Source organism: Modicisalibacter sp. 'Wilcox' (assembly GCF_010993675.1).
GTDB classification, from domain to species: domain Bacteria; phylum Pseudomonadota; class Gammaproteobacteria; order Pseudomonadales; family Halomonadaceae; genus Modicisalibacter; species Modicisalibacter tunisiensis.
The window spans coordinates 144,845-168,520 of record NZ_WNXF01000004.1 but is presented as its reverse complement, the minus strand read 5'-3'; the positions used below and the strand labels follow the sequence as shown (position 1 = coordinate 168,520).

At 66.9% G+C, this 23,676-nt stretch carries 22 protein-coding genes; 3 read left to right on the top strand and 19 right to left on the bottom strand.

The window, feature by feature from the left end; all coding sequences use genetic code 11:
• Positions 1–88: 88 nt before the first annotated feature.
• Positions 89–514 (top strand): universal stress protein, encoded by a 426-nt coding sequence (locus G7A98_RS05485; RefSeq protein ID WP_163648477.1) that lies wholly within the window; start codon positions 89–91, stop codon positions 512–514.
• A 263-nt stretch (positions 515–777) separates the two neighbouring features.
• Here the strand turns inward: G7A98_RS05485 and G7A98_RS05480 are convergent, their stop codons facing one another.
• The 16 genes from G7A98_RS05480 to G7A98_RS05405 all read right to left on the bottom strand — a co-directional run bounded on the left by G7A98_RS05480 (position 778) and on the right by G7A98_RS05405 (position 18,526).
• Positions 778–1,500: a FadR/GntR family transcriptional regulator gene (locus tag G7A98_RS05480; RefSeq protein ID WP_163648476.1), complete on the bottom strand. Its 723-nt coding sequence runs from the start codon at positions 1,498–1,500 to the stop codon at positions 778–780.
• A gap of 177 nt (positions 1,501–1,677) precedes the next feature.
• On the bottom strand, positions 1,678–2,478 hold the full coding sequence (locus G7A98_RS05475; protein ID WP_163648475.1) for an NAD(P)-dependent oxidoreductase: 801 nt from the start codon (positions 2,476–2,478) through the stop codon (positions 1,678–1,680).
• Positions 2,479–2,532: 54 nt separating this feature from the next.
• Positions 2,533–3,396 carry an amidohydrolase family protein gene (locus G7A98_RS05470; RefSeq protein WP_163648474.1) on the bottom strand — a complete coding sequence of 288 codons (864 nt, stop codon included), beginning with the start codon at positions 3,394–3,396 and terminating at the stop codon, positions 2,533–2,535.
• 2 nt (positions 3,397–3,398) lie between these two features.
• Positions 3,399–4,535: a mandelate racemase/muconate lactonizing enzyme family protein gene (locus G7A98_RS05465; RefSeq protein WP_163648473.1), complete on the bottom strand. Its 1,137-nt coding sequence runs from the start codon at positions 4,533–4,535 to the stop codon at positions 3,399–3,401.
• A 31-nt stretch (positions 4,536–4,566) separates the two neighbouring features.
• Positions 4,567–5,847 carry a TRAP transporter large permease gene (locus tag G7A98_RS05460; protein WP_163648472.1) on the bottom strand — a complete coding sequence of 427 codons (1,281 nt, stop codon included), beginning with the start codon at positions 5,845–5,847 and terminating at the stop codon, positions 4,567–4,569.
• A 4-nt stretch (positions 5,848–5,851) separates the two neighbouring features.
• The gene (locus G7A98_RS05455; RefSeq protein WP_163648471.1) at positions 5,852–6,388 is read right to left on the bottom strand and encodes a TRAP transporter small permease; all 537 of its coding nucleotides are present in this window, start codon (positions 6,386–6,388) and stop codon (positions 5,852–5,854) included.
• 66 nt (positions 6,389–6,454) lie between these two features.
• Complete coding sequence (locus G7A98_RS05450; protein ID WP_163648470.1) at positions 6,455–7,459, bottom strand: TRAP transporter substrate-binding protein; 1,005 nt, start codon at positions 7,457–7,459, stop codon at positions 6,455–6,457.
• Between the two features lie 31 nt (positions 7,460–7,490).
• Positions 7,491–8,408, bottom strand: a complete 918-nt coding sequence (gene kdgD / locus G7A98_RS05445) for a 5-dehydro-4-deoxyglucarate dehydratase (protein WP_163648469.1) — start codon at positions 8,406–8,408, stop codon at positions 7,491–7,493.
• 294 nt (positions 8,409–8,702) lie between these two features.
• Positions 8,703–9,185 (bottom strand): phosphohistidine phosphatase SixA, encoded by a 483-nt coding sequence (gene sixA, locus G7A98_RS05440; RefSeq protein WP_163648570.1) that lies wholly within the window; start codon positions 9,183–9,185, stop codon positions 8,703–8,705.
• Positions 9,185–10,249 (bottom strand): NAD(P)H-dependent glycerol-3-phosphate dehydrogenase, encoded by a 1,065-nt coding sequence (locus G7A98_RS05435; protein ID WP_163648468.1) that lies wholly within the window; start codon positions 10,247–10,249, stop codon positions 9,185–9,187. The genes sixA and G7A98_RS05435 overlap by 1 nt, the downstream gene beginning before the upstream one ends.
• A gap of 82 nt (positions 10,250–10,331) precedes the next feature.
• Positions 10,332–11,774, bottom strand: coding sequence for an NAD(P)(+) transhydrogenase (Re/Si-specific) subunit beta (locus tag G7A98_RS05430; protein WP_163648467.1), 1,443 nt, complete (start codon positions 11,772–11,774; stop codon positions 10,332–10,334).
• 19 nt (positions 11,775–11,793) lie between these two features.
• The gene (locus G7A98_RS05425; protein ID WP_163648466.1) at positions 11,794–13,365 is read right to left on the bottom strand and encodes a Re/Si-specific NAD(P)(+) transhydrogenase subunit alpha; all 1,572 of its coding nucleotides are present in this window, start codon (positions 13,363–13,365) and stop codon (positions 11,794–11,796) included.
• Between the two features lie 483 nt (positions 13,366–13,848).
• A complete protein-coding gene (locus G7A98_RS05420; protein WP_163648465.1) occupies positions 13,849–14,445 on the bottom strand; it encodes an isochorismatase family protein in 597 nt (198 codons plus the stop codon).
• A gap of 107 nt (positions 14,446–14,552) precedes the next feature.
• Complete coding sequence (locus tag G7A98_RS05415) at positions 14,553–16,022, bottom strand: protein adenylyltransferase SelO family protein (protein ID WP_163648464.1); 1,470 nt, start codon at positions 16,020–16,022, stop codon at positions 14,553–14,555.
• 140 nt (positions 16,023–16,162) lie between these two features.
• Positions 16,163–18,061: a molecular chaperone HtpG gene (gene htpG / locus G7A98_RS05410; protein WP_163648463.1), complete on the bottom strand. Its 1,899-nt coding sequence runs from the start codon at positions 18,059–18,061 to the stop codon at positions 16,163–16,165.
• A 135-nt stretch (positions 18,062–18,196) separates the two neighbouring features.
• On the bottom strand, positions 18,197–18,526 hold the full coding sequence (locus G7A98_RS05405) for a DUF1232 domain-containing protein (protein WP_163648462.1): 330 nt from the start codon (positions 18,524–18,526) through the stop codon (positions 18,197–18,199).
• Positions 18,527–18,627: 101 nt separating this feature from the next.
• On the opposite strand from G7A98_RS05405, the gene G7A98_RS05400 reads away from it, so the two are divergent.
• A complete protein-coding gene (locus G7A98_RS05400; RefSeq protein WP_163648461.1) occupies positions 18,628–20,571 on the top strand; it encodes a transglycosylase SLT domain-containing protein in 1,944 nt (647 codons plus the stop codon).
• A 75-nt stretch (positions 20,572–20,646) separates the two neighbouring features.
• On the opposite strand, the gene G7A98_RS05395 is transcribed toward G7A98_RS05400, so the two are convergent.
• Positions 20,647–20,760, bottom strand: a complete 114-nt coding sequence (locus G7A98_RS05395) for a 30S ribosomal protein THX (protein WP_163648460.1) — start codon at positions 20,758–20,760, stop codon at positions 20,647–20,649.
• Between the two features lie 96 nt (positions 20,761–20,856).
• Positions 20,857–22,554, bottom strand: coding sequence for a DEAD/DEAH box helicase (locus tag G7A98_RS05390; RefSeq protein WP_163648459.1), 1,698 nt, complete (start codon positions 22,552–22,554; stop codon positions 20,857–20,859).
• Positions 22,555–22,988: 434 nt separating this feature from the next.
• On the opposite strand from G7A98_RS05390, the gene G7A98_RS05385 reads away from it, so the two are divergent.
• Positions 22,989–23,438, top strand: a complete 450-nt coding sequence (locus G7A98_RS05385) for a YaiI/YqxD family protein (RefSeq protein WP_163648458.1) — start codon at positions 22,989–22,991, stop codon at positions 23,436–23,438.
• Between the two features lie 55 nt (positions 23,439–23,493).
• On the opposite strand, the gene G7A98_RS16675 is transcribed toward G7A98_RS05385, so the two are convergent.
• The gene (locus tag G7A98_RS16675; protein ID WP_224414435.1) at positions 23,494–23,622 is read right to left on the bottom strand and encodes a putative transporter small subunit; all 129 of its coding nucleotides are present in this window, start codon (positions 23,620–23,622) and stop codon (positions 23,494–23,496) included.
• Positions 23,623–23,676: the final 54 nt, after the last annotated feature.

The window sequence follows — 23,676 nt, the reverse complement described above, 5'->3', positions numbered from 1 at the left end:
TGAAAAGGCCATTGCCCGATTTCGCATCCAGCAGCCACACTGGGAGTGTCATTGGTGGATACTCTCGCAAGCCGCAAGGAGCACAGGCATGTTCAAGAAGATCCTGGTGCCAGTGGATCTCGCCCATTTCGACGTGATCGAGCCCTCGCTGCAGGTGGTCGCCGACCAGGCCAAGTTCTACGATGCGGAAGTCTGTTACGTGGCGGTCGCCGCCAACACCCCGGGGGCCGTGGCGCGCACCCCCGAGGAGCATCAGCAGAAACTCGACGCCTTCGCGCAGGAGCGCGCCGAGGTGCATGGCCAGCCGGTCAGCACGCGCCTCATCATCTGCCCGGACCCCATCGCCGACCTGGACGACCGGCTGATCGACGCCATCGACGAATCCGGGGCCGACCTGGTGATCATGCCGACGCACCCGCCGAAGCATCTGGATGTGGTGATCCCCTCCCACGGCGGCAAGGTCGCCACCCATACCCGGGCTTCGGTGTTTCTGGTACGCCCTCCCCGGGACTGAAGCCGGCGACGCGCCCCCGGAACAGCGACGGGACGGCCGAAGCCGTCCCGTCGGGTTCATGCGCCAGCGGTGCTGTCTCGGCGGGCTGTTCATCCGGTGCCTGGCCGTGGCAGCGACGTCAGTCGCGCGGGCCCCGTCACCGGACGCCGTCGTCATCGGCGTCATCGAACGCCTCGCCGCGGGTGCCGCGCACCGCCTGCTGGCCGATGAGTTGCTTGCCTTCCAGGGTCATGAGCCTCTCCCGTGTCGGTGAAAAATGAAGGTCATTGGCGATAGGAGGCGTAGTTGTCGCGAGCCCGCGTCAGGTGATAGCGCATGGCCTCGCGGGCTGCCTCGACCCGCCGCGCGAGGATCGCGTCGAGAATCTCGGCGTGCTCCTCGCCGACTCGCTCGAGATAGCGTCGCGTGGCCTCGACATCCAGCTCGACGTCCAGCAGCTTGGCCCGGGGAATCGCCCCCTGGTCGAACTGCTCGTAGAAGGTGGCGAAGGCCGGATTGTGCGTGGCGCGGGCGATCGCGAAATGAAACACGAAGTCTTCCTCGCGTGCCTGGGAGTTGTCCCGGCATGCCGTCACGAAAGCCTGATGCGCCACCTCGAGGCGACGGCGATCCTCGGCATCGTGACGGGCCGCCGCCAGGGCCGCCGCCTCGGGTTCCAGCGTCAGGCGCAGTTCCAGGATATGCAGGATGTCCTCGACGGTGGTCAAGCTGATGCGCTTGGCCGGCAACGCCTCGAGCGGCGTCGCACGCAGCACCCGGGTGCCGATGCCGCGCCGCGTCTCGACCAGCCCCAGCGACTTGAGATGCGTGATCGCCTCGCGGACCACGGTGCGGCTGACCCCGAACATCTCGCACAGGGCATTCTCTGGCGGCAGCTTGTCGCCGACGGCGATGCGCTGCTCGCGGATCAGCTGCTCCAGCTGCTTCGAGACCTGGCCCGAAAGGCTGCCCGACTGCGAGACACGTGAGACACCGAGCTGATTCATTGCTTGTTCCATTGCCTGTACCGGATTCCAACCCCTGTCATCTGCTCTGCCCGACCCGGCCGGGAACGCTGTCCCCCGGTTGCCCAGATCCGACGCCCCAGTATCGCATGTCAGGCACCGCTGCCGTTGTCCATCACCCGGTCTTCCGGGGCTCCCCTGACCCGCCACCCGGTTGCTTCAGGCATCATCGGGATGCCCCGCCGCGGCGAACTTGCCGCCCTGGTAGACAACGACCGGGTCCTGCGGGTCCAGGCCGGTGTCCCGGGCCTCGACCTGCGCGCGCCAGGGCTCAGAGCTGTCCCGAGGGCGCCAGCCGAGGAAGCTCGACTTGCGGTTGTCCCACCACGTCTCGCTGTTGTCCGAGACCCCGTAGATCACCGTATTGCCCAGCTTCGGCGTGCAGAAGGCGCGCTGCAGCAGGGCCACGAAGTCATCGACACTCATCCAGGTGGCCATCATCCGCGTATCCGCGGGTTCGGGGAAACAGGAACCGATGCGCACGCTCAGCGTCTCGACCCCGAACTTGTCGAAATACAGGCTGGCCAGATCCTCGCCGAAGCACTTGGAAACGCCATACAGTGAATCGGGCCGGTGCGGCACCTCGGTGTCGAGGGTCTGCGTGCGCGGGTAGAAGCCGATAGCGTGGTTGGAGCTGGCGAACACGATGCGGGGCCGGCCGGCATGACGAGCCGCCTCGTAGAGGTTGTACGTGCCGACGATGTTGGCCTGCAGGATGTTCGCCCAGGGCTTCTCGACGGACATTCCGCCCAGGTGCACGACCGCCTCGCAGCCCTCGACCAGCGAGCGCACGGCCGACGCCTCGGCCAGATCGCAGGCCACGGCCTCCTCGTGCTCGCCGAGGGGGTCCACCTCGACGATGTCGGAGACCCGCACCCGCCTCGCCAGGCGATGCAGGTGCGGACGGATGGCCTTGCCGACGCCGCCGGCGGCCCCCGTGACAAGAATTCGCTCGAGCATGTTTCCTCCTTGCAACTCGGTCAGGAAAGCGGCCGGTACCCACCGACCGACGGATCATTCGAAGCCGTACAGGGCCGCCGGATTGTCGACCAGGATCCGCTGCCGAGCCTCGGCATCGGCCCAGTCCAGCAGTATGTCCAGCTGTTCGGCATCATCGGGATACTCGGCGCGGGGTACTCCGACATGCGGCCAGTTGCTGCCCCAGATCACCCGCTCCGGCGCGTGGCGAATGATCCGGCGGGCAATGGCGCCCACATCCGCGTAGTCGGGCCCGCCGGTGACGCTCACCTCGTAGCCGCCGCAGATCTTGAACCAGGCATTGCCGCGATCCAGCAGCCGAACGATGGCGTCGACGCGGTCGTCGTCGGCGGGTACCGGTGGCATGAACTTGCCGACATGATCAATGATGTAGTCGCCCTCGAGACGCTCGAGGCCGTCCCGGTAGGTATCCAGGTGACGGCCGTTGAACTGCACCATCAGGTGCCAGCCGAAGGGCCGGATACGCCGCTCGACGGCGGGCATGTCGGCATGGGTGACGGCGCCGCCGGGCAGGTTCATGATCCGCGCCCCGCGCACTCCCCGGTCGTGCCAGTCACGCAGCTGGGTCGACGGAGTCTCGGGCGTGACCGCCGCCACGCCGCGAGCCGTCTCGCCCAGCCGGTCGAGCGAGGCCAGCAGGGCACCGTTGTCCTGCTGATAGGCATTGGACTGGGTCACCACCACCCGCTCGAGTCCCAGGCGCTGCTGGACCCGACGATAGTCCTCGACGGTGCCCAGCTCGGCGATGGCGGGCCCGCCGGGCCGGGAGGGAAAGCCCGGCGGATAGAGATGAATGTGGCAGTCGGTCGCCCCGGCCGGCGCCGTCAGCCGGGGTGGCGGCCCGTCCAGGGGCCGGGTATTGGCGGGAATCGCGATCACCGTCAGGCCTCCTTCAGCGCGTACCGACGCAGCGCATCGTGGTTGATCTCGATGCCCAGCCCCGGGCCGTCGGGGATCGTGACCACGCCCTCGACATGCTCGAGGGGCGAGGTCACCACCGCCTGACGGAAGGGGTTGCGGGTGCGATCGAACTCGAGAATCGGCTCGATGGGCCGGCGCCGCGGCGGGTTGGGCGGCAGCGCCGCCAGGAACTGGAGGCCCGCGGCGATGGCCACCGCCGTTCCCCAGACATGCGGCACCAGCCGCACGCCGTGCATGGCGGCCATGTCAACGACACGCCGGCTCTCGGAAAACCCGCCGACGCCACAGACATCCGGCTGGATGATATCGACCGCCCGTGATGCCAGCGGCTCCTGCATGGCATAGCGGCCATGCCAGTTCTCGCCGCTGGCCACCGGGACCGGCTGCCCCTGGCGCACGGCACGGTAGGTGTCGATCTGCTCGGGCAGCACCGGCTCCTCGAACCAGTCGACGCCGAGCTCGGCCGCCCGTCGCCCCACCTCCAGCGCCTCGAGCAGGTCGTAGCCGTGATTGGCATCGATCATCAGACGGCACTCGGGACCGATCGCCTTGCGGGCGGCGGCGATGACCGCCATGTCTTCCTCGACGCCGAAACCGATCTTGATCTTGACGCCGTGAAAGCCTTCCCGGACGTAGCCGGCGACCTCCTCGGCGACGTCCTGCACCCGGTCGACGCCGTCGCGGCGAAACGAGCCGGTGGCGTAGGCCCGCACGCGGTCACGAAAGCGTCCGCCCAGCAGCTCCGAGACCGACGCGCCGTAGTGCTTGCCCTTGATGTCCCACAGGGCGATGTCGATGCCGCTCAGCGCGGTCATCGTCACGCCGCGCTGCCCCTGGTCGCGCAGCCGGTTGTAGAGTTCGAGCCAGCGTTTCTCGGTCTCCAGCGGGTTGCTGCCGATCAGACCGGCCGCGTAGGCCCGGACGATCACGGCGTTGATCGTCGCCGGGCCCAGGCACTCGCCCCAGCCGACGGTTCCATCCTCGCAGACGATCTCGACGAGACAGTGCTGGCGCCGCTCGAAGCGCATCGAGGCGCTCTCGAAGGCCTGATCGAGCTTGTAGTCGAGAATATGCGTATTTACGGCGGCAATTTTCATGGCACTCGAATTCCTGGTCATGAGTTGTCGGTCAGCCCAGCATGCCGGGTAGCGTCAGGGAGATCGCCGGGATATAGGTCACCAGCATCAGCACGGCGAACAGCGCCAGGTAGAACGGCCAGATCGTCTTGACCGCATGCTCGATCTTGACCTTGCCGATCACGCTGCCGACGAACAGGCAGGAGCCGACCGGCGGCGTGCACAACCCCAGCCCCAGGTTGATCATCATGATGATCCCGAACTGAATGGGGTCCATGCCGAACTGCTCGGCGACCGGCAGGAAGATCGGCGTGCAGATCAGGATCAGCGCCGCCATGTCCATGATCATGCCCAGCCCCAGCAGCAGCAGGTTGAGCAGCAGCAGGATCACGTAGGGATTGTCGGAGATCTTCAGCAGTGCATCGCTGAGCAACTCGGGCACGCTGTACAGCGCCAGCAGATAGGAAAACGCCGAGGCACAGCCCACCAGGATCATCACCAGCGACGTCGTGCGCACCGACTGATAGACCGCCTGCTTGAACGGTTCCCAGCGCAGTTCCCGGTAGACCAGGCCGGTAATCACGATGGCGTAGATCGCGCCGAAGGCCCCGGACTCGGTCACCGTGAGAATGCCCGAGAGCACGCCGCCGACGATGATCACGGCGGTGAGCAGGCCCGGCAGCGCCGCCGCGAAGCTGATGATCAGCGCCCGCCAGCCCGGGAACGCTTCCCCGGCATACCCCCGCTTGACCGCCACCACGTAGGCCGCCACCGCCAGGGCCAGGCACATCAGCACCCCCGGCACGATGCCCGCGATGAACAGCTTGGTCACCGAGATGCCACCCCCGGCCGCCACCGCATAGAGAATCATGTTGTGGCTGGGCGGGATCACCACGCCGGCGATGGACGAGGTGACCGTCACGTTGACCGCATAGTCCCCGTCATAGCCTTTTTCCTTCATGACCGGGATCAGGATCGAGCCCAGCGCCGAGGTATCGGCGACCGCCGAGCCGGAAATGCCGCCGAACAGCATCGAGGAGGTGACGTTGACCAGGCCAAGCCCGCCGCGGACTCGCCCCACCGCGGCCGATGCCAGGCGCACCAGGCGCGTGGAGATGCCGCCATGCAGCATCAGCTCCCCGGCGAAGATGAAGAAGGGAATCGCCAGCAGCGAGAAGACCGAGATTCCCGAAAGAATGCGCTGAAAGCCGACGAACAGGGGCAGCCCTTCATGGATGAAGGTGACGACCGCCGCCAGCCCCACGGCAAAGGCCACCGGCGCACCGACGATCAACCCCAGAAAGAACACGCCGAAAAGAATCATCAGGCCCATGATGTCACTTCCTCCCGTGCTGCATGAGACGCTGGACGATACTGGTGCCGGAAAAAAGCACCATCAGGGCCCCGCAGATCGCCAGCGGTGCCGCACGCCAGCTCTCGGACAGGCCGATCATGGGGATCGGGCGTCCGATGTTGTCCATGACCAGGATCCCGCCCTGCCAGGCCATGAAACCACCGAAGCTGATCACGAAGAGATCCGCGACATAGCGCATGATGTCACGCGGCAACGCCGGCAGTCCTTCACGGACGAAATCGATGCTCAGGTGGGTATTCTTGCGCACCCCGGCGGCCGCCCCCAGGCAGGTGACATAGACGACGATCAACAGCGAGGACTGCTCCACCCATGTCGGCGTGTCGTTGAGAACGTAGCGGCCGAAAACCAGCCAGCCGAAGGTAATGATCAAGAAAACCAGCAGCACGCCCGAGACGATGATGCACAGGTGGGCGATGCCATCCAGGAGATTGTCGAATGCTGATTGTGGCGCAGACGATGCCTCGCTCTGGTCACTCAATTGGTCGGAGTAGGAGCTCACGATATCCAATCCTCTCAAGGCACCCCGAGTCAGGTCGTGCCCGGGGCGCTTCGTGGGACTAACAGATCATTTCTGTGCAGCTTGAATGTCCGTCACCAGCGATTCCAGATCCGGATTCTGCTTGATGAATTCGTCGTAGATCGGCTGCATCCTGGCCTGGAACGCCGACTTGTCATTCACCTTGTTGATCGTCACGCCGGAATCGAGCACCTTCTGCTTGCTCTTCTCGACACGTTTCTGCCACAGCTGGCGCTGCTCCTTGGCGGCATTCTCGGCAGCCTCACGCACCATCTTCTGGTCTTCGGCAGACAGATCCTCCCAGCTTGACTTGGCGATACACAGACACTCGGGCAGGATCAGGTGCTCGGTCAGCGAGTAGTACTTCGCCACCTCATAGTGACCACTGGACTCGTACGACGGGTAGTTGTTCTCGGCACCGTCGATGACCCCGGTCTTGAGCGCCTGGTAGACGTCGCCATAGGGCATGGGCGTGGCATTCCCGCCGAGCTCGTCGATCATCTGAACGTACAGGTCGTTGTTCATGACGCGGACCTTGAGCCCCTTGGCGTCATCGGGCGTCTTCACCGGGTGATCGGTGTTGTAGAGGCTGCGAGCCCCGGAGCCGAACCAGGACAACGCGATCAGGTTCTTCTTGGCCAGGGCATCGGCGAAGCGGTCGCCTATCTCGCCGTCCATGATCCGATACATGTCGTCCGGACTCTTGAAGATGAACGGCAGCGAGAGCACGTTGGTGGCATTCACGATCGGGCCCATCGGCCCCATGTTGAAGTTGGCGAAGTCCAGGGCGCCGTTGCGAGTCTGCTCGATGGCATCGGGCTGATCACCGAGCACCGCATTGTTGTAGACCTTGGGCTCGATGCGGCCATCGGTCTTCTTGGCGACCTCCTTGGCGAAGTCCTCCAGTGCGATGCTGTTGGGGTAGCCCGGCGGATGGATGTTCCAGCCGCGCCATTGTTCCGCCTGAGCCGGCGAGGCCATCAGCACCATCGCGCCACCCAGCGCGGCGAGAGAAAGCGTGCCCTTCATCTTGAGATTGTTGTTGATCGGCATGACATGACTCCTGTGGCAAAGGAAATTGTCGTTATAGCTGCCTGGCGATACGCACCAGGTTCTCGAGTTGCTTGCATTCATCCTCGTTCGGCATCACCAGAGGCGCGCGCACGCTGCCGGCGGATCGGCCGATAATGGTAGCCCCCTCCTTGATGAGACTGACCGCATAGCCCTTCCGGCGGTCACGCAGGTTGATGAATGGAATGAAGAAGTCGTTGGTGATTCGCTTCACCGTGGCGGAATCGCCCTGGCGCAATGCCCGATAGAACGTGACCGCCAGCTCCGGCACGAAGTTGAACACCGCCGAGGAGTAGGTGTTCACCCCGATCGACAGGTAGGCCTCGGCGAATATCTCGGCAGTCGGTACGCCACCGACATAGACCAGCCGATCGCCCACCGTCTTGACGATCTGGTTGAGCAGCTGCATGTCGCCCTTGCCATCCTTCAGCCCGACCAGGTTCGGGCAGGCATCGGCCAGTTGCTGCACCGCCTCGGCCTCGAGCACGCCATTGCCGCGGTTGTAGTAGATGACGTTGATCGAGGTCGAATCGCAGATGTTGCGCGCGTACTCCACCAGGCCATCCTGCGGGCATTCGGTCAGGTACGGTGGCATCAGCAGGATACCGTCCGCCCCGGCCTCTTCCGCCGCCCTTGCATAAGCCTTGCCGGCGCCGACACTGAGACCGGCACTGGCGATGACCGGCAGCTTGCCGCCCACCGTTTCCACGGCGACGGTGACGACTGCGCGGAACTCGTCGAGCGTCAGGTTGAAGAATTCCCCCGTGCCACCGGCGACGAACACCGCCGACACCTCATGACTGACGAACCATTCCAGCCGCTGACGGTAGCTGTCGCGATCGAAACGCCCCTGCTCGTCGAAATCCGTCACGGGAAAGGAAAGCAGGCCATCACCGACTGCCTGAATGACTGCGTCTCTGGAAAAATTCACGAATTGCCCCTCTTGCCCGACTCGTTGAAGGCGGCACGCTGCAACAGGCCGCCTACTTGTCATACATCATACAGCTGCAAATCTAGAAGCCGGCCGGCTGTATGACAACGTCGACCATGGTCGATGCGACGAAGGGGCAACTCGAGTGGAGAAAGTGCCGCCATGCTGCATGGCAGCCAGCAAGCCAAGGGCAAGGCGCTTACAAGGAGCGGAATTGTGAGCACGGCAAGAGAACCCGGGACACGCCCAGGCACAGGACACTGCCTCGAAGCGTCGCCGACGGACGCAAGACCGTCAGTCGAAATCGGCCGGGTGACGAAACGCCCGGAGTTCGGCACAACCGGCCGCCCAGACCTCGGCTTCCAGGGCGGCGATGGCCGCGGTGGGCATCGGCAGCGAGCTGCGCCGGTCGCCCTCCACCAGGCGGCCGGTCAGCGCACCGACCAGCGGCATGTGGCTGACCAGCAGGACCGGCGTCTCGTCGGCGGCCTGCTGCAGCCAGTCGATGACCGGCTCGACCGGGTCATCGGGGGTGATGAACTCGAGCGTCTCCCCCGCCACGCCGAGCCGCTCGGCGACGATGGCGGCGGTCTGCCGGGCACGCCGGTAGGGGCTGGCGACGAGTCGCAGCGACCGACGCTGCGGCTCGCTCAGCGAGCCGGCCAGCCAGTCGGCCATGCGCGCCGCCTCGGCACGCCCCTCGGCGGTCAGCTCGCGGGCGGCGTCCGGGTGGCCCGGCGCGGCCTGACCGTGGCGCATGATCCACAGCATCGACATCACGGCCCCTCCTCCTGTTCGCGCTTGGCCTTCACCACCGACTCCCGCGACAGCGTGAACTCGACATCGCTGCTCTGCTCGTTGCGCATCAGCAGGCGCGCCATGTCGCGCGCCGGCACCTGATTGAACAGCACCTGATAGAGCCCTTCGCACAGCGGCATGTAGATCCCCTCGGCGCGGGCCTTGTCACGCACCAGACTGACGGTGTTGACCCCCTCGGCCACCTGGCCCAGTGCGGCGACCGCCTCGTCCAGCGACCGCCCTTCCCCCAGCGCGAAGCCGACGCGGTAGTTGCGTGACAGCTTCGAGGAGCAGGTGACGATCAGGTCGCCGACCCCGGCCAGCCCCAGAAAGGTCATGGGATTGGCTCCCAGTGCGACGGCGAAGCGGCTCATCTCGGCCAGCGCGCGGGTCATCAGCATGCTGCGCGTGTTCTCGCCCATGCCCAGGGCGGCGGCCATGCCGGCGGCGATGGCGTAGATGTTCTTGAGCGCCCCGCCCAGCTCCACCCCGTAGCGGTCGTTGCTGGCATAGACGCGGAAGTAGTCGCAGCCCAGCGCCGTCTGCACCCGGGCCCGCGTCAGCGCGTCGTCGCTGGCCACCACCGTCGCCGTCAGCTGCCGGTCGGCGATCTCGGACGCCAGGTTGGGGCCGGAGAGCACGCCGACATGGGCAAAGCCGGTCTCCTCCTCGAGGATCTGGCTCATCAGCTTGAAGCCGTCGGCCTGGATGCCCTTGGTGGTGCTGACCAGGATCTGCTCGGGCCGCAGCCAGGGGCGTGCCTGGCGGACGACCTGCAGGAAGGCCTTGGAGGGAATGGCCACGAAGACCAGCTCCGCGCCGTCGAGCACGGCGGCCAGGTCGGTGTCGGCCACCACGTTCGGGTTGATGGCGAAATCCGGCAGATAGCGCGTATTGCGATGCTCGCGGTTGATGGTGGACACCAGCTCGGCATCACGCAGCCACTGCCGGACTCGGGCACCGTTGTCGGCGGCGATGCTGGCCAGCGCCGTGCCGAAACTGCCACCGCCGAGTACCGCCACCTTCGGGCTATCGTCGCTCATCCTCGCTTCCTAGCTGCCACGTTGAGTGACCCCCAGTGTAACGAAAAACGCCCCCTGGCGGGGGCGTCACGTCGGCGGGAGGCTAGTCGATCAACGGTACGAGGCTGTCGATGCTGGACCGGGCGTCGCCATAGAGCATGCGGGTGTTCTCCTTGTAGAACAGCGGGTTCTCGATGCCGGAGTAGCCCGTGCCCTGGCCGCGCTTGCAGACGAAGACCTGCTTGGACTCCCAGACCCGCAGCACCGGCATGCCGGCGATCGGGCTGTTGGGATCCTCCTGGGCGGCCGGATTGACGATGTCGTTGGAGCCGATGACGATCACCACGTCGGTCTCGGCGAAGTCGTCGTTGATCTCGTCCATCTCCATGACGATATCGTAGGGCACCCGGGCCTCGGCGAGCAGCACGTTCATGTGTCCCGGCAGGCGCCCGGCGACCGGGTGGATGCCGAAGCGAACCTCCTTGCCGGCACTGCGCAGCTTGCGGGTCAGCTCGCTGACCGCGTTCTGGGCCTGGGCCACCGCCATGCCGTAGCCCGGCACGATGATCACGCTGTCGGCGTCGTTGAGCGCGCTGGCCACGCCGCCCACGTCGATCGACACCATCTCGCCCTCGATTTCCGCGGCCGGCCCCTGGGTACCGCCGAAGCCACCGAGAATCACGCTGACGAAGTTGCGATTCATCGCCTTGCACATGATGTAGGAGAGGATCGCGCCGGAGGAGCCCACCAGCGCGCCGGTGACGATCAGCAGGTCATTGGAGAGCGTGAAGCCGATCGCCGCCGCCGCCCAGCCGGAGTAGCTGTTGAGCATCGACACCACTACCGGCATGTCGGCGCCGCCGATGCCCATGATCAGGTGATAGCCGATGAAGAAGGCCAGCAGCGCGATCAGCAGCAGCGTCCAGAAGCCGCCCCCGTTGAGGTAGACGATCGCCAGCAGCAGCGACACCAGCGCCGCTCCACCGTTGAGCCAGTGTCCGCCCGGCAGCTTGTGCGGCTTGCTGTTGATCTTGCCGGCCAGCTTGCCGAAGGCCACCACCGAGCCGGTGAAGGTCACCGCGCCGATGAAGATGCCCAGCACGGCTTCCACCTGCAGGAAGGCCAGCTCCGCCGACGTCTTGTGGGCCAGCAGGGCGGCGAAGGCGGACAACCGCTCGGCGCCCTGGTCGGCGAGCTGCATGGCCAGCACCCGGCGCCGCTCGAGGTCGGCGTTGAAGCCGACGAAGACCGCGGCCAGGCCGACGAAGCTGTGCAGCGCCGCCACCAGCTGGGGCATTTCGGTCATCTCGACCTTGCGGGCCAGGTAGGCACCGATCAGCGCCCCGACCAGCATCATCGGCAGCATCCACCAGTAGCCGCCGATGCCCGGCCCCAGGGCCGTGAAGACGACCCCGATCGCCATGCCGACGATGCCGTACCACACCGCCCGCTTGGCCTTCTCCTGGTTGCTCAACCCCCCCAGCGAGAGGATGAACAGTACACTCGCCGCGATCGCCGCGGCAGACACGAATTCTTGTCCCATCATGATCTCGTTTCTCCGCCGCTCAGGATTTCTGGAACATCGCCAGCATGCGACGCGTCACCAAGAAGCCGCCCACGATGTTGATGCTCGCGATCAGCACCGAGATACCGGCCAGCAGGCCGACCAGGATGCTGCTCGAGCCGATCTGCAGGATCGCCCCCAGGATGATGATGCCGGAGATGGCGTTGGTGACGGCCATCAGCGGGGTGTGCAGCGAATGGCTGACGTTCCAGATCACCTGGAAGCCGACGAAGCACGACAGGGCGAAGACGATGAAGTGCTGCATGAAGGACGCCGGCGCGACCAGCCCCAGCAGCCACATCACCACCCCGCCGACGACGAGCATCGTCACCTGACGCTTGGTCTGGGCGAGGAAGGCGGCATGCTCGGCGGCCTTCTTCTCCTCGGGCGTCGGCTCCTTGACCCTGGGCTTGGGCTTGGCGGCGCCGATCGCCTTGACCTTGGGCGGCGGCGGCGGAAAGGTGATCTCGCCCTGATGGGTCACGGTGGTGCCACGAATCACGTCATCCTCCATGTCATGCTGGAGCACCCCGTCCTTGTCGGGCGTCAGGTCGGTCAGCATGTGGCGGATGTTGGTGGCATAGAGCAGCGAGGCCTGGGTGGCCATCCGCGACGGGAAGTCGGTGTAGCCGACGACGACCACCCCGTTGTCGGTGACGATGCGCTGGTCGGGGACGGTGAGATCGCAGTTGCCGCCCTTCTCGGCCGCCAGGTCGATGATCACCGAGCCGGGCTTCATCGCCTGGACCATGTCCTCGAGCCACAGCTTGGGCGCCGGCTTGCCCGGGATCAGCGCGGTGGTGATGACGATGTCCACCTCGGCGGCCTGCTCGCGGAACAGCGCCAGCTGCTTTTCGCGGAACTCGGGGCTGGAAGGCTTGGCGTAACCGCCACTCTCGGCGCCGTCCTGGCTCTCGTCGAAGTCGAGGAACAGGAACTCGGCGCCCATGGACTCGATCTGCTCGGCCACCTCGGGGCGCACGTCGAAGGCACGCACCACCGCTCCCAGGCTGGTCGCCGTACCGATGGCGGCGAGCCCCGCCACCCCGGCGCCGACCACCAGCACCTTGGCCGGCGGCACCTTGCCCGCCGCCGTCACCTGGCCGGTGAAGAAGCGGCCAAACTGGTTGCCCGCCTCGATCACGGCCCGGTAGCCGGCGATGTTGGCGGTGGACGACAGGACATCCATCTTCTGGGCCCGCGAGATGCGCGGCACCATGTCCATGGCCACGACCGTGGCGCCGCTGGCCTTGCAGCGCTCGAGCATGGCCTCGTTCTGGGCCGGCCAGAAGAACGAGATCAGCGTCTGGTCATTGCGCAGCCATCCGGCCTCGTCCTCGGTCGGTTCGCGCACCTTGATGACCACATCCGCCGCTTGCCACAGCGCCTCGGCCCCTTCCACGACCTCGACGCCCGCCTTGCGATAGGCCGCGTCATCGAAACCGGCGGCCACACCGGCCCCGGCCTCGATGAGGCACTCGTGACCCAGCTTCTGGATGTGCTGGGCGCTTTCGGGCGTCAGCGCGACACGCGCCTCGCCCGGCCTGACTTCTTTGGGTGCACCGACTTTCATGATGCGCTTCCCTCCCCTTGACGATAGTGAGCACGCCGGCGTGTCCCGCTCGAACAGCCGCGCCAGGACGAGCCCGTGACACGACGGCGACGCTTGCCGTTCGGCCGCTCGTTCATCGTGGCCGATCCCTTGCCGGATTCCTGGCGTGTTTGTCGGAACGCGTCGCCATAATTACTCGCCACGACACGGCACCAACTCGAAAAAATGCGCATGTCGCAGCGGCTTTTTTCCAGTCTTTTGGCAAACGCCGGAAAGATCAATATCTATGTCAAAAAAATCCATCATAATCATGGATTTATGACATCCATAACGCGCCCGTTATGCATTGCACAATAAACAAGCTGTTGATTTGACTGAAAAATCTGGAAATCCCATACCTCGACTTATTCTTATGAACGGCATAAGTCATCCTTTATTGACGCAATCGTCTTATTCTCGAATCGCGCACTCGACGCGCCGGCATCATGAAAACCCGCCGCGGACTCAGTAACCGCGAAGGACCTCGTCGACACTCATTTCATCGACGCCTTCCGCGACCATCAGCGCCATTCCCAGGTCATGAACCATCCCGGATTGCCAGGTGTGACCACCACGATCGATCAGGTCGAAGTCGGCACAGGCGTCCTCCACGGCCGTCACGGAGAAACTCAGGCTGGTGGCGTGACACGCCGTGGCACCGACGCTCCTGGCCGTCGCCACGCCGGCGAGCATCAGCCGCGAGACGCCGCGGCGATGCAGCCAGGTTTCCAGCCCCGTGCCCACGAAGCCGCTTTCGGCATGGCGGGCCAGGACGCGTTCGCCCGGGAGGGGGTCGGCACACGACAGCGGATGCTCGAGGCGGGAAGAGGGCACGCCGTCATCGCACGTCGGGGAAAAGCGGTGCAGATGCACGACGAGTCCATCGCCTCGGCGCCAGCAGGCCAGCAGGGCGGCGACCCGAGCCTCGAGATCGGGATTGCTGCGCTGCCGTGCTCGAGCGCAGCCATCCATCGTCTGCTGCAGGTCGATCAGCAGCAGGGCCGTGCCGCTATCGCGCGCATCGGTGGAACGCTGGAGCAGGGAACGGGACGAGACGGGCATGGCAGAATTCCTGTCGGGCGACATGGCGTCCACACAGCATAGGCGCCCCACCCGTGTTATGCGCGCTCTCGATCCGGCCGCCCGGTCCGGCCCGCTCGGGCTTCACGTCACGAGGAGCAGGACAGGACCACAGGGGGCGCGTCGCGCGGGGGCGGGCTCGTCCAGTCCTCCGCGCCGTCCTCATGGGGCACGAAGGGCACGGCCAGGCGCCCGCGCAGGCGCCGGAGCGGCCCCGGGTCGCCGGCCTCGGCCGCGGCGATGACCTGCTGAAGCGGCCGGTGGCGCAGGATGTAGCAGGGATTCACGGCATCCATGGCACGCTGGCGCGTCTCGGCACTGCGCGACTCCTTCTCGAGACGCGTCCGGTAGGCCTCGAGCCAGGCAACCAGCGCAGGGTCATCGGCGGGAATCTCCAGATGCGCCGCCAGCTGCCGGCGCGACTCGTCATCCCCCCGGTAGGCCCCCAGGGCGCGAAACGCCGAGTGGAAGTCGGCCTCATGGCGAGCCAGCAGCGACAGCCAGTCGGCCGCCAGGGTGGCGTCGTCATCCCGGGATTCGGCCAGCCCCAGCCGCGCGCGCATCCGCCGCGCATAGGCCGCCTCCAGCGCCGGCTCGAAGTCATCGAGCCGGTCACGCAGGCGCCCGGCATCGACCAGCGGCGTCAGCGACTGGGCCAGCACCATCAGGTTCCACAGTGCCACCCCCGGCTGGCGATCGTAGGCATAACGCCCCTCGGCGTCGGTGTGATTGGGCGTCCAGCCGGGCTTGAAGCGCTCCTGGAAGGCATAGGGCCCATAGTCCAGGGTCAGGCCGAGCAGCGACATGTTGTCGGTGTTCATCACCCCGTGCACGAAGCCGTAGGCCTGCCAGGCGGCGATCGTCTCGGCGGTGCGTGCGATGACATCGGCGAACAGCGCCTCGATCGGGTTCTCGGCCTCGGCCAGCGCCGGGCGATGGCGCTCGATCACCTGCTGCAGCAGCCGGCGCATGCCCTCGACATCCCGCTGCTGGTAGAGCCATTCGACATGCCCGAAGCGGGCATGGCTGGGCGCCAGGCGCAGCAGAGTGGCGCCCGGCTCGACCCGCTCGCGCATCACTCGCTCGCCGTTGACCGCCACGGCCAGCGCGGTGGTGGTGGGAATGCCCAGCGCCTGCATCGCCTCGCCGGCCAGATACTCGCGGATCGACGAGCGCAGCACCGCCCGCCCGTCGCCGAAGCGCGAGAACGGCGTCTGTCCGGCCCCCTTGAGGTGCAGGTCGACCGGCCCCTGCCGGGTCATCGCCTCGCCCAGCAGCAGCCCGCGCCCGTCGCCCAGCGCCGGATTGTAGGTACCGAACTGGTGGCCGGTGTACTTCTGGGCGATCGGGCGCATGCCCGGCAGCAGCTCGCGCCCGGCCATCAGGGCGGCCAGGCGCTGCGGCTCGATCGACGCCGGCTCGAGATCGAGCTGGGCGGCCCCCAGCGGGCTGAGGTCGAGCACATGGGTGTCGCGCCAGGCGGTGGGCGCCACCTCGCGGTAGAACGCCTCGGGCAGGCGCGCCCAGCTATTGTCGAAGCGCAGGTCATCAAGGCTCATGGCTGTCACCTCGGTCGGCGAGCATTCACATCCACTCTAATCATCGGACCCGGGCGGGTAAAACCGGCGAGGGCACCGAAAACGACGAACCCGCCCGCCGTGACCGGCGAGCGGGTTTCGGGTGCGGCGTTTCGTGATCGTCAGGCGGTCAACAGGCTGTTGAGGCGCTTGACGTAGGCCGCCGGGTCATCGAGGTGGCCGCCCTCGGCGATGATCGCCTGATCCAGCAGGATGTGCGCCAGGTCGGCGAAACCCTCGCCCTCGGTACCTTCCAGTCGGCTGACCAGCGAGTGCTCGGGGTTGAGCTCGAGGATCGGCTTGACCTCGGGCATCGGCTGGCCGGCGGCCTCCATGATGCGGCGCATCTGGAAGCCCATCTCATGCTCGGAGAGCACCACGCAGGCCGGCGAATCGGTCAGGCGATGGGTCACGCGGACCTCCTGGACGCTGTCGCCCAGCGCCTCCTTGACACGCTTGACCAGCTCCTCCTTGGCCTTGGCGGTTTCCTCCTGGGCCTGCTTCTCCTCCTCGCCCTCGATCTCGCCGAGGTCCAGATCGCCCTTGGCGACATCGGCGAAGGCCTTGCCGTCGTACTCGGTGAGGTGGCTCATCAGCCACTCGTCGATGCGGTCGTGGAGCAGCAGCACCTCGACGCCCTTCTTGCGGAAGATCTCCAGGTGCGGGCTGTTCTTGGCCGCGTTGAAGCCATCGGCGACGATGTAGTAGATCTTCTGCTGGCCTTCCTTCATGCGCGACACATAGTCGGCCAGCGACTGGTCCTGCACCGCGGTGTCGGTGTGCGTGGTCGAGAAGCGCAGCAGCTCGCTGATCTTGTCGCGGTTGGCGAAGTCCTCCGCCGGGCCTTCCTTGAGCACGCTGCCGAAGGTGTTCCAGAACGTCTGGTAGGCATCCTTGTCCTTGGCCAGCTTCTTGAGCATGTCCAGCGCACGCTTGGTCAGCGCCGACTTCATCTTGTCGACCTGCGGGTCCTTCTGCAGCAACTCGCGCGAGACGTTGAGCGACAGGTCCTTGGTGTCGACGATGCCCTTGACGAAACGCAGGTACAGCGGCAGGAACTGCTCGGCGTCATCCATGATGAACACCCGCTGCACGTAGAGGCGCACACCGCGGGCGCCGTCACGTTCGTAGAGGTCGAACGGCGCGCGTTCGGGCACGTAGAGCAGGCTGGTGTACTCGAGCTTGCCCTCGACCTTGTTGTGGCTCCAGGTCAGCGGATCGCTGAAGTCGTGGGCGATGTGCTTGTAGAAGGCCTTGTATTCGTCGTCGCTGACCTCGCTCTTGGGCCGCACCCACAGCGCCTGGGCCTCGTTGACGGTCTCCCAGGTGGTGACCTCGCTGCCCTCGATCTCGTTGCCGTCGTCGTCCTTGGCGGTCTCGGTCCTGGGCATGCGCACCGGCACGTCGATGTGGTCCGAGTACTTGCGCACCAGGTTGCGCAGCCGGAAGTCGTCGGCGAATTCTCCGGCATCCTCCTTGAGGTGCAGAACGATCTCGGTGCCGCGCTCGGGCTTGTCGATATCGGCGACGGTGAACTCGCCCTCGCCCTTCGAACGCCATTCGACGCCGCCATCGCTGCCGGCACGCCGCGTGCGCACGGTGACCTCGTCGGCGACGATGAAGGCGGAATAGAAGCCCACCCCGAACTGGCCGATCAGCTTGGCATCCTTCTGCTGCTCGCCGGAGAGCTGCTTGAGGAACTCGGCGGTGCCGCTCTTGGCGATGGTGCCGAGATTGGCGACGACATCGTCGCGGGTCATGCCGATGCCGTTGTCGCGCACCGTCACCGTCTTGTTGTCGGCGTCGTGCTCGATCTCGATGCGCAGGTCGCTGTCGCCCTCGTAGAGCGCGTCGTTGTTCAGCGCCGCATAGCGCAGCTTGTCCGTGGCGTCGGCCGCGTTGGAAATCAGCTCGCGCAGGAAGATCTCCCGGTTGGAATACAGGGAGTGGATCATCAGATGGAGCAGCTGCTTGACTTCGGTCTGGAAGCCGAGCGTTTCTTCATGGGTGGCGGTGGTCATGGATTCAGGCCCCTCATGGTGTGTAGAACGTGACACCGCCGATATGGGGCTAGTCCGAGCGTTTTCAAGCACCTGAATCAAAACCACGAGCTACTGGCCTGACCGGTGGACGCCGACGAACCGAGTCCGTGCCGTTCAGCGCGCCGCGGGCGGCCCCTCTCCCTTCCAGCGCCGGTAATCGGCCAGCGCCGCGTCGACACGGGTCAGCAGCCAGCCGACGATCACCATGTCGTCGACCAGACCGATCACCAGCAGCACGTCGGGAATCAGGTCCAGCGGCGAGATCAGATAGGCCGCCGCCAGTGCCATCCAGCCGAACGCCGGCCAGGGCACCGGGCGATAGCGGCCGCTCAGCACATCCGCGCACATCGGCACGAACAGGCGCATGGCCCGGGCGATGGCCGTCAGGGCCCGGCGGCGCTTCTTGAGGGTGGCGGCGAGGCCGCCGGCCTTGAAAAGGGCCATGATCGCTCCTGTCGTAACCCGACGACACTACTCAAGGCCGTCGCTATGGGCGAGGATGAGACAGATCGCAACCGATAGGCAAGCCCGAGGAGGAGCCGGCGATGCCCCTTCGAATCCCCCGTCATGGACTCGCGCTGCTCAGTGCCCTGCTGCTCAGCCTGCCGGCCGTGGCCGACGAGGCCGGTGACCAGGCCCTGCGCGAGGCACTGGACGCCGCCCGCGCCCACCAGTGGAGCCGCATCGACGACACGGCCATCGACCACCATGTGCTGGCCGGCTACATCGCGTATCACCGCCTGCGCGACCGGCTGCCCGACGTGCCGCCGGCCGAGGTCAAGGCCTTCATCGACCGGCACACCGATTCGCCGCTGTCGAGCTGGCTGCGCGGCGTCGCCGAAGTCGCCTACGGCAAGGCCGGCCGTCTCGACGACCTGCTGGCGGTGAGCGATGGCGAGCCGCGCGGGGTGATTCGTCGCTGCTACTACTACACGGCGCTGCTCGACAAGGCACCGGGCAGGGCGGCCGAGGGCGGGCGAAAACTGTGGCTGACCGGCCACTCCCAGCCCGGCGAGTGCGACACCCTGTTCGACACCCTGCGCCAGCGCGGCGAGATCGCCGGCCCCCAGATCTGGCAGCGCCTGCTGCTGGCCTGGGAGAATGGCGAGACCGGGCTCATGCACTACCTCGACGGCCTGCTGCCTGCCGGCTGGGGCGATGCCAAAAGCGCGCTGGCGCGGCTGCGCAAGGATTACGCGGCGATTACCCGGGTACCGCGCGACGTGGGGCCGAAGGGTGCCAGTGGCCCGCTGTTCGCCGCCGCCATGCACCAGTTCACGCGGGCCGACACCGAGGCGGCGCTGGAAGCCTGGCGCAAGATCGCCCCGCACCTGGACCTCGATGCCCGGCAGCGCCAGACGATCGAGCGCGACCTGGCCTTCTACTCGATGGTCCGCGAGGTCGACAACAATCGCGGCTGGGTCGACCAGGTCCTGCCCGAGCTCGGCGACAGCGACCTGCTGGAACTGCGGGTGCGCCGGGCACTGGCCGACCGTGACTGGCAGGGGGTCATCGACTGGGTCCATGCCATGCCCGACGACCCGCGTCAGGATGCCCGCTGGCAGTACTGGCTGGGCCGCGCCCTGGCCGAGCTCGGCGATGCGAAGACCGCCCGCAAGGCCTACGCCGCCGCGGCCGGGCAGCGCAGCTTCTACGGCTTCGCCGCCGCCGATCGGCTCGGCCAGCCCTACGACCTCAACCTGCAGCGGGCAACGTTCAACGAGGCCTATCGTCGGCAGGTCGCCGACTGGCCGGTCATCCGGCGTGTCGAGGCGCTGATGCGCATCGGCGAGCCGGGGCTGGCGCGCAGCGAATGGTATTTCGCCGCACGCCGCGCCGACACCGACAGGGCCAACGCCATGGCCGACTACGCCATGCAGCAGGGCTGGTACGCCCTGGCGGTGCAGACCACCATCCTCGCCCGTGAATGGGATGCGCTGGCCTGGCGCTTTCCGCTGGCCTACCGCGACGCCTTCCAGCACTGGGGGCAGCGCCTCGACGTCGACCCCTATCTGCTGATGGGCATCGCCCGCCGCGAGAGCGCCTTCAACCCGCAGGCGCAGTCGGCGGTCGGCGCACGCGGCCTGATGCAGCTGATGCCCGCCACCGCACGCCACGTCAGTGCGCGCGAAGAGCTGGACGCCCCGGATGCCGGGGAGCTGTTCGATCCGGCGGTCAACATCCGCCTGGGCAGCCACTACGTGCGCGAGATGCTGGACCGCTACCGCGGCAACCGGCTGGCCGCCGTGGCCGCCTACAATGCCGGGCCCAGCCGGGTCGACCGCTGGCTGCGCGACGCCCCGCAGGACTTCGACCTGTTCGTCGAGAGTATTCCCTATCACGAGACCCGCGCCTATGTGCAGGCGGTGCTCACCTACCGGGTGATCTTCGCCAGCCTCGCCCGGGGGGGCGACACCAGCCAGGTCGCGCTGCTGGCCGACGGCGAGCGCCAGTCACGCTACGATGCCTCGCTGCTCGCCAGCAACTGAGCCTCTCCAGGCGCCTTGCCCAAAAACAACGGGGGCGGCCTTCCGGCCGCCCCCGTGTATTTCGTGCGTCGGCTGTCAGTAGCCGACCTGACGATAACGCTGTGCCTTGCGGCTCGACTGCGGCCGCCGGCGTCCATAGCTGCCATTGGCGACCTTGCCGCGCCGTGAGCGGATATCTCCCTTGGCCATCTGTCACCTCCTGTTGCAGGAATGTATCAATGCGGCTGTGACGTCCGACAGTGTGGGAAACACACGGCGCCGCGGTCAAGCCGACCGCGGCCGGGCTCAGGCCCGCGAGCGGCGGCGCACCGGCGCGTCATCGTCATGACGCCGGCGTGACGCCCGCTCCGGGGCGCCGTTGTCCTCGGCGATCTCCAGCGCCCGGCCGGCGACCCGCGCCCGGGCCATCTTGGCCAGGATCGAGGTCGGCAGGGAGCTGGGCAGCTCGACCACGGAGAAGGCGTTGCGAATATCGATGCGGCCGATGCGGCCCCCTTCGATACCGCCCTCGTTGGCCAGTGCCCCCACCAGCTGGCCGGGCTTGATGCCGTCACGATGGCCCACGGCGACCCGGTAGCGGGTCATGCCTTCCGAAGGCGTGCGCTCGCGGCGACGCGGCGGCTTGCCGTCGCGACCGCCGTCACGGGCTGCGCCCGGCTTGGGCAGGCGGCCGACCGGCGCCTCGTCGGCACGGGCCAGGCTGGCGAAGGCACAGGCCAGCTCCAGCGGGTCGTGGCCTTCCGCGGCCAGCCGCTCGACCAGGCTGCGCTGCTCGCCGGTATCGCCGCTCAGCGTGCCCAGCACCCGCTCGCGGAAGCGTTCGTCGCGATGGGCACGGATCGTGGCCTCGTCGGGAAGCTCGGTCTCGGTCATCGCCTGACCGGTGGCCTGCTCCAGCCAGCGCACCTTGCGGGTCTCGCGGAAGCCGGCGAAGGTCACCGCAATACCGGAACGTCCGGCCCGGCCGGTACGCCCGATGCGATGGGTGTAGGCCTCGCTGTCCTGCGGCAGGTCATAGTTGAACACGTGGGTGATGCGCGGCACGTCGAGGCCGCGCGCCGCCACGTCGGTGGCCACCAGCACATCGACCTTGCCCTTCTTGAGACGGGCCACGGTGCGCTCGCGCAGGCTCTGGTCCAGATCGCCGGACAGCGCCGCGGCGTTGAAACCACGCGCGGTCAGCTGGTCCACCACCGTGGTGCAGGCCGCACGGGTCCGCACGAAGACGATGGCGGCATCCACCGGCTCGACCTCGAGCAGACGCGACAGGGCCTCGATCTTGCCGGCGCCATCGATGCGCACCAGACGCTGCTCGATGTTCTCGCCGGTGGTGACCCGTGATTCGATGGCCACCTTGACCGGGTCGACCAGGTAGCGGTTGACGATGCGCTCGATCTCCGCCGGCAGCGTGGCCGAGAAGAACACCCGCTGGGCGGTGGTCGGGGTATCGGCGACCACGCGCTTGACGTCATCGATGAAACCCATGCGCAGCATCTCGTCGGCCTCGTCGAGCACCAGCGCACTGAGGCCGTTGAGCTTGAGGCTGCCGCGATCGAGGTGGTCGATCACGCGGCCCGGCGTACCCACCACCACATGCGCGCCGCGCTTGAGGGCGCCGAGCTGCTCGCGGTAATCCTGGCCGCCGCACAGGCTGGCGACCTCCAGACCCGGGAGGTTCTGGCCGTACTTGCCGAACGAGACCGCCACCTGCTGGGCGAGCTCACGGGTCGGTGCCAGCACCAGCACCTGCGGCTCGCGGCGCGACAGGTCGAGGCGCGAGAGCAGCGGCAGGGCAAAGGCCGCCGTCTTGCCGGTACCGGTCTGGGCCTGGCCCAGCATGTCACGGCCTTCCATCAGGGCCGGGATGGTCTGTGCCTGAATCGGCGAGGGGGTTTCGTAGCCCAGGGTTTCCAGCGCGGAGAGAACGGCGGGCACGAGTGCCAGGTCGCCGAAACTCGGCGAGGCAACGGAAGTCAGGGTCATATCACACCTTGCATGGCCGGCATGTCGGCCGGCAGAAAATGTCGTGGTGCCCTGCCCTTCTCATTGCCATGACGGGATGGCGGCATGTGACACGGCACCAGGTCGCTCTGCCGCAGCTTGCGCGCCGCGGCTCACTCCTGCTCCTGCTCGACCGTCGCTCGACGGCACGAACAGTGTGGCGACCTCTTCACGCCGGCCGGTTCATCGGCGCCGGCAATCCATCAATCAAGGCTCCCGGGCGCGGTGCATCGGCATGTCGCACGACAGGGCGCCCGGTGCTGGAGTCACGTCATCGTCCGCCGCACGGGCAGGACAAATCACCGGGATGGAGGGGTCAACACAGGCGAGGAAGCGCCATGCTACCATCGTCGCGGGCATATTGCCTACGTCTTTTTAACGGCCCGCCTTGCCGCGGGCCCAAACTGGAGCCTGCCATGCCCTCCCTGTGGGTCGATGCCGATGCCTGCCCGCGCGCCGCGCGCGACATCGTGATCCGTGCCGCCGAACGTACCCGAACCCCCGCCTGGCTGGTGGCCAATCATGCCCTGCCGCTGCCGCCCTCGCGCTGGGCCAAGGGGCTCTCGGTGGCCAGCGGCCTGGACGCCGCCGACGACGAGATCGTGCGGCGTCTCGTGCCCGGCGATCTGCTGATCACCTCGGACCTGCCGCTGGCCATGGAGGCGCTCGACAAGGGCGCCGCGGTGATGACTTCCCGGGGCGAGCCGCTGACCGCGGACAACATCCGCTCGCGGGTGCAGATGCGCGACTTCATGGAGACCCTGCGCGCCAGCGGCGAGCACACCGGCGGCCCCAAGGGCTACTCGGACGCCGATCGCCGCGAATTCGCCAACGCCCTGGACCGCTGGCTGGCCAGGCATCGCTGACCTCGCCCCGGGGGGCGAGGCGGCCGCATGCATACGGCCGCCGGCATACCGCGGCTCAGACCAGCTGCTTGCGCTGGCGACGCGCCTCGCGCCGATCGCGCAATACGGCGCGGCAGATCACGATCAGCACGCCCAGCGTCAGGGCCGGCCAGATCAGTACGTAGAGAGTGAAGAAGGTGGTCATGGTCGAACTCCGGTTGGCGGGCGCCGGTTCACCGGCGCCCGGTCTGCAGGGATG

Coding starts and splice junctions, on each gene's coding strand:
- G7A98_RS05485 (WP_163648477.1), top strand. CDS start 89: ATGTTCAAGAAGATCCTGGTGCCAGTGGATCTCGCCCATTTCGACGTG.
- G7A98_RS05480 (WP_163648476.1), bottom strand. CDS start 1,500: ATGAATCAGCTCGGTGTCTCACGTGTCTCGCAGTCGGGCAGCCTTTCG.
- G7A98_RS05475 (WP_163648475.1), bottom strand. CDS start 2,478: ATGCTCGAGCGAATTCTTGTCACGGGGGCCGCCGGCGGCGTCGGCAAG.
- G7A98_RS05465 (WP_163648473.1), bottom strand. CDS start 4,535: ATGAAAATTGCCGCCGTAAATACGCATATTCTCGACTACAAGCTCGAT.
- G7A98_RS05460 (WP_163648472.1), bottom strand. CDS start 5,847: ATGGGCCTGATGATTCTTTTCGGCGTGTTCTTTCTGGGGTTGATCGTC.
- G7A98_RS05450 (WP_163648470.1), bottom strand. CDS start 7,459: ATGCCGATCAACAACAATCTCAAGATGAAGGGCACGCTTTCTCTCGCC.
- sixA (WP_163648570.1), bottom strand. CDS start 9,185: ATGTCGATGCTGTGGATCATGCGCCACGGTCAGGCCGCGCCGGGCCAC.
- G7A98_RS05435 (WP_163648468.1), bottom strand. CDS start 10,249: ATGAGCGACGATAGCCCGAAGGTGGCGGTACTCGGCGGTGGCAGTTTC.
- G7A98_RS05430 (WP_163648467.1), bottom strand. CDS start 11,774: ATGATGGGACAAGAATTCGTGTCTGCCGCGGCGATCGCGGCGAGTGTA.
- G7A98_RS05425 (WP_163648466.1), bottom strand. CDS start 13,365: ATGAAAGTCGGTGCACCCAAAGAAGTCAGGCCGGGCGAGGCGCGTGTC.
- G7A98_RS05420 (WP_163648465.1), bottom strand. CDS start 14,445: ATGCCCGTCTCGTCCCGTTCCCTGCTCCAGCGTTCCACCGATGCGCGC.
- G7A98_RS05415 (WP_163648464.1), bottom strand. CDS start 16,022: ATGAGCCTTGATGACCTGCGCTTCGACAATAGCTGGGCGCGCCTGCCC.
- htpG (WP_163648463.1), bottom strand. CDS start 18,061: ATGACCACCGCCACCCATGAAGAAACGCTCGGCTTCCAGACCGAAGTC.
- G7A98_RS05405 (WP_163648462.1), bottom strand. CDS start 18,526: ATGGCCCTTTTCAAGGCCGGCGGCCTCGCCGCCACCCTCAAGAAGCGC.
- G7A98_RS05400 (WP_163648461.1), top strand. CDS start 18,628: ATGCCCCTTCGAATCCCCCGTCATGGACTCGCGCTGCTCAGTGCCCTG.
- G7A98_RS05395 (WP_163648460.1), bottom strand. CDS start 20,760: ATGGCCAAGGGAGATATCCGCTCACGGCGCGGCAAGGTCGCCAATGGC.
- G7A98_RS05390 (WP_163648459.1), bottom strand. CDS start 22,554: ATGACCCTGACTTCCGTTGCCTCGCCGAGTTTCGGCGACCTGGCACTC.
- G7A98_RS05385 (WP_163648458.1), top strand. CDS start 22,989: ATGCCCTCCCTGTGGGTCGATGCCGATGCCTGCCCGCGCGCCGCGCGC.
- G7A98_RS16675 (WP_224414435.1), bottom strand. CDS start 23,622: ATGACCACCTTCTTCACTCTCTACGTACTGATCTGGCCGGCCCTGACG.